Genomic DNA, 3923 nt, shown 5'->3' on the forward strand with positions numbered 1-3923 from the left:
AGGTGCCCGGACTTCGCCGCCTTGGTGGCGAGATAGGCGGTGTTCTCCGCCGTGCGCCCGACGGCGAGCGGCACCCGCTCGACGACACGCAGGCCCTGCTCCGCCATCATGTCGAGCTTGGCGGGGTTGTTCGTCATCAGCCGCACCTCGGAGAACCCCATGCGGCGCAGGATGTCGGAGCCGATGCGGAAATCGCGCTCGTCATCCTCGAATCCGAGGCGATGATTCGCCTCCACCGTGTCGAAGCCCTGATCCTGCAGGGAATAGGCGCGCATCTTGTTCGCGAGCCCGATGCCCCGCCCCTCCTGGTTGAGGTAGAGCAGGACGCCCGCGCCCTCCGCCCCCATCTGCGCCAGCGCACCGCGCAGCTGCGGGCCGCAGTCGCACTTGAGGCTGCCGAGCACGTCGCCGGTGAAGCACGCCGAGTGCAGCCGCGCCAGCACCGGCGCGTCGCGCCGCGGCTGGCCCACCTCGAAGGCATAATGCTCCTCGCTGCCGTCGCCGGGGCGGAAGACATGCAGCCGCCCGGCGCCCGCAGCCTCCACCGGCACGCGCGCCTGCGCCACCGGCGCGAGCGGGCCGACTTCGCCGAGGCGCGGCTCGGCGAGCGCCGCGGGCAGAAGCGTCAGCCGATGCTCGCGCGCGAAGGCCGGGCCGTCGTCGATCTGCGTCACCACGGCCGCAGGCAGAAGATGCGCGGATTTCACCAGAAGGAGCGCCGTGCGGTGGAGCGCCGCGTCGCCGCTGCGCAGGCTCCGGAGCGGCCCCTTCATCGGGTGGGTCAGGTCGTCCGCAGGGTCGGCGACCGCGACGACCCAACGCAGGTCCGCATCCGCGGGCAGCGCCACGCGCGCAAGGTCCCCGTCGTAGACGCGCGCCTTGAGCGTCGCGGCGCGGCGGGCGGTGATCGTCAGCACCGTCTCGCCACCGGTGGCGCGCGCCGCCTCCAGCCGGGCCGAGCCCAGCGTTTCGGCCGCCATGACAAGCACGCTCGCGCCCGCGCCGGTCAGCACGACGCCGACGCCCATGCGCAGATCGGCGCGCGCGCGGGCCAGAAGCTCGGTCAGATCGGGGGCGAAGCTCATGGCGCTCCTTTAGACACCTGCGCGTCACGATGTAAGGCCCGCCCCGCGTGAAACAATTCCGCATCCTGCAACACATGGCCGTGAAAGGACTGCAGCAAATCTTGCCAGACCGGGACCGACCCCGCATTTCCCTTCTCAAACAGGAGGGAACGGCATGGCGCAGATCAGGAACATCCTGCTCGTGGACGACGACGACGACCTGCGCGAGGCGCTCTCGGAGCAGCTCGTGATGACCGAGGATTTCGAGGTCTTCGAGGCGGACACCGGCGCCCGCGCGATGGAGCGCACGAAGAACCAGATCCACGATCTCGTCATTCTCGACGTCGGCCTGCCGGACACGGACGGGCGCGAACTGTGCAGGCTGATGCGCAAGCAGGGCGTGAAATGCCCGATCCTGATGCTCACCGGCCAGGACAGCGACGCGGACACGATCCTCGGCCTCGACGCGGGCGCGAACGACTACGTCACCAAGCCCTTCAAGTTTCCGGTGCTCCTTGCCCGCATCCGCGCGCAACTGCGTCAGCACGAACAATCCGAGGACGCGGTCTTCGCCCTCGGACCCTACACCTTCAAGCCCGCGATGAAGATGCTGGTGACGGAGGATGACCGGAAGATCCGGCTCACCGAGAAGGAGACGAACATCCTCAAGTTCCTCTACCGCTCGACGGAGGGCGTCGTGCCCCGCGACGTTCTGCTGCACGAGGTCTGGGGCTACAACGCGGGTGTGACCACGCACACCCTCGAGACGCATATCTACCGCCTGCGCCAGAAGATCGAGCCCGACCCGTCGAACGCACGGCTTCTGGTGACGGACTCCGGGGGCTACCGCCTCGCGGGTTGAGATCGGCGCGCGAAAAACGCGCGACCTTGCGCCAGATCAAAGTGTCAGGGCGCGGCGCGAGCTAGACACGGACTCATCGGTACCCGCGCATGTCCGGGTCATGACATGCACCTCCCTGTTGGACCTGGCCGGGCGTCTCGCCCGGCCTTTTTTCTTGTGCGCCGTCTCGTGCACCTGTCGCGCCGGCGGGGTGCCCGACCCGGAACCCCGGGGCACGCGCGGGCGCTCTTGCATCGACGGCGCGGGCCACTAGGCTCCGCGCGCGAACCACGGCACGGAGCGCACCCATGGCACAGCGGCTGCACCTCGTTTTCGGCGGGGAACTGGACGACCCGGGCGGGACGAAGTTCCGCGACGTGGACGACATCGAGATCGTCGGCATCTTCCCCGACTACAAGAGTGCCTACGACGCCTGGAAGGCCGCCGCACAGCGCACGGTGGACAACGCGCACATGCGCTATTTCATCGCGCATCTGCACCGCCTGCGCGACGAGGAGACGCCGGCCTCCCCCACCGAGGAGCTGGACGGCTGACGCGCGCGGGCGCGTTCCTGCCGCGCCTCGGGCGATGGCACGGCGCGGGGCGCGCGGACCCGCCTCCGCCACCGCCCCCACGCCCGGAGGGCGAGCTTGTCTGGCTTCACGTGACCGGCGCTGCACGACGCGCCCCGTTCCGGCGCCTCGGCCAACGTCTTTGCGAACTGCGCCCGGAACTCTCGGTGCTCTACACCGGGGGGCCCGGGGTGTCGCCGCCACCACGCCTGCGCGGCCGGGCCGTCTGGCAGGAACTGCCCGGCGACTCGCCCGCGGCGGCGCAGCGCTTCGTCCGGCACTGGAGACCCGACTGCTGCCTCTGGAGCGGGGGCACGATGCGCGGCGCGCTGATGGCGGCAGCCGCTCAGGCGGGCGTGCCGCTTTTCCTCGTCGACGCGGCGGAGGCCGATCTGGAGCGCGGCGGCCCGGCATGGATGCCGGCCCTGCGCAACCGGCGCCTGCACCGCTTCGACGCGGCGCTCGCCCGGGACGAGGCGGCGGCGCGGCGTCTGCGCCGCGGCGGCATGACGCCCGAGACGATCTCCGTCACCGGCCCGCTCGAGGAGGGCAGCAGCCCCCTGCCCTGCGACGAGGCCGAACTGCAGCGCCTCGCCGACGGTCTTCGGGGGCGGCCCGTCTGGCTCGCCGCGATGACGCAGCCCGGCGAAGTCTCCGCGGTTCTGCAGGCACATCGCGCCGCGATGCGGCTGTCCCACCGGCTGCTCCTCATTCTCGTGCCCGAACGGCCAGAGGATGGCGATGCCGCCGCGCAGGCGCTCGGCGCCGCGAAGCTTGCCGCGGCGCGGCGCTCGGAGGGCGCGCGGCCGGACGACACGACGCAGGTCTATCTCGCCGACACGCGCGGCGAGACGGGTCTGTGGTACCGACTCGCGCCGGTCACCTTCATGGCGAGTTCGCTGGAGGCAGGCCACGGCGGGCGCGATCCCTACGAGGCGGCGGCGCTCGGCTCGGCGGTCATCTACGGGCCGGAGGCCACCGACCATCTCGACGATTACGCCCGGCTCGTCGCCGCGGGGGCCGCGCGGCGCGTCACCGATGCCACGAGCCTGTCGGCGGCGCTGACGCAGATGATCGCCCCCGACCGCGCCGCCGCGATGGCGCAAGCGGGCTGGGCCATCGTCTCGGCCGGCGCCGAGGTCACCGACCGGATCACCGATCTCGTGCTCGACACGCTCGACCTCGGGCGCGCGGCATGAGCAGGCGGGGCGGAGGCTGATGCGTGCGCCGGCCTTCTGGTTCACCGACCCGGCGCGCCCGGACTGGCGCGCGCGCGCGCTCGCGCCGCTCGGCTGGCTGACCGCGCGCGCGACGGCGCGGCGCGTGGCGCGGGGGCCGGGTCTCTCCCCCGGCCCGCCGGTGATCTGCGTCGGCAACCTGAACGCCGGCGGCACGGGCAAGACGCCGGCGGTGATCGCGCTTGTCCAGCGCCTCGATGAGCGGGGC

5 protein-coding genes are annotated in these 3923 nt (G+C 71.9%); 4 read left to right on the forward strand and 1 reads right to left on the reverse strand.

What is annotated here, in order from left to right; all coding sequences use genetic code 11:
* Window positions 1–1085: GTP cyclohydrolase II (ribA, locus tag ACESL7_RS13885; RefSeq protein WP_372893901.1), on the reverse strand; the 1085-nt coding region annotated here is incomplete at its 3' end.
* A gap of 154 nt (window positions 1086–1239) precedes the next feature.
* Between ribA and ACESL7_RS13890 the strand changes: the two genes are divergently transcribed.
* From ACESL7_RS13890 to ACESL7_RS13905, 4 genes are all read left to right on the forward strand, one after another.
* Window positions 1240–1926: a response regulator transcription factor gene (locus tag ACESL7_RS13890; protein WP_372893902.1), complete on the forward strand. Its 687-nt coding sequence runs from the start codon at window positions 1240–1242 to the stop codon at window positions 1924–1926.
* Window positions 1927–2213: 287 nt separating this feature from the next.
* A complete protein-coding gene (locus ACESL7_RS13895) occupies window positions 2214–2459 on the forward strand; it encodes a DUF4170 domain-containing protein (protein WP_372893903.1) in 246 nt (81 codons plus the stop codon).
* 17 nt (window positions 2460–2476) lie between these two features.
* Window positions 2477–3676 carry a 3-deoxy-D-manno-octulosonic acid transferase gene (locus tag ACESL7_RS13900; protein WP_372893905.1) on the forward strand — a complete coding sequence of 400 codons (1200 nt, stop codon included), beginning with the start codon at window positions 2477–2479 and terminating at the stop codon, window positions 3674–3676.
* Between the two features lie 19 nt (window positions 3677–3695).
* Window positions 3696–3923 (forward strand): tetraacyldisaccharide 4'-kinase (locus tag ACESL7_RS13905; RefSeq protein WP_372893904.1); only part of this gene is annotated, 228 nt, incomplete at its 3' end.

Source organism: Rhodosalinus sp., from assembly GCF_041685465.1.
GTDB lineage: Bacteria > Pseudomonadota > Alphaproteobacteria > Rhodobacterales > Rhodobacteraceae > Rhodosalinus.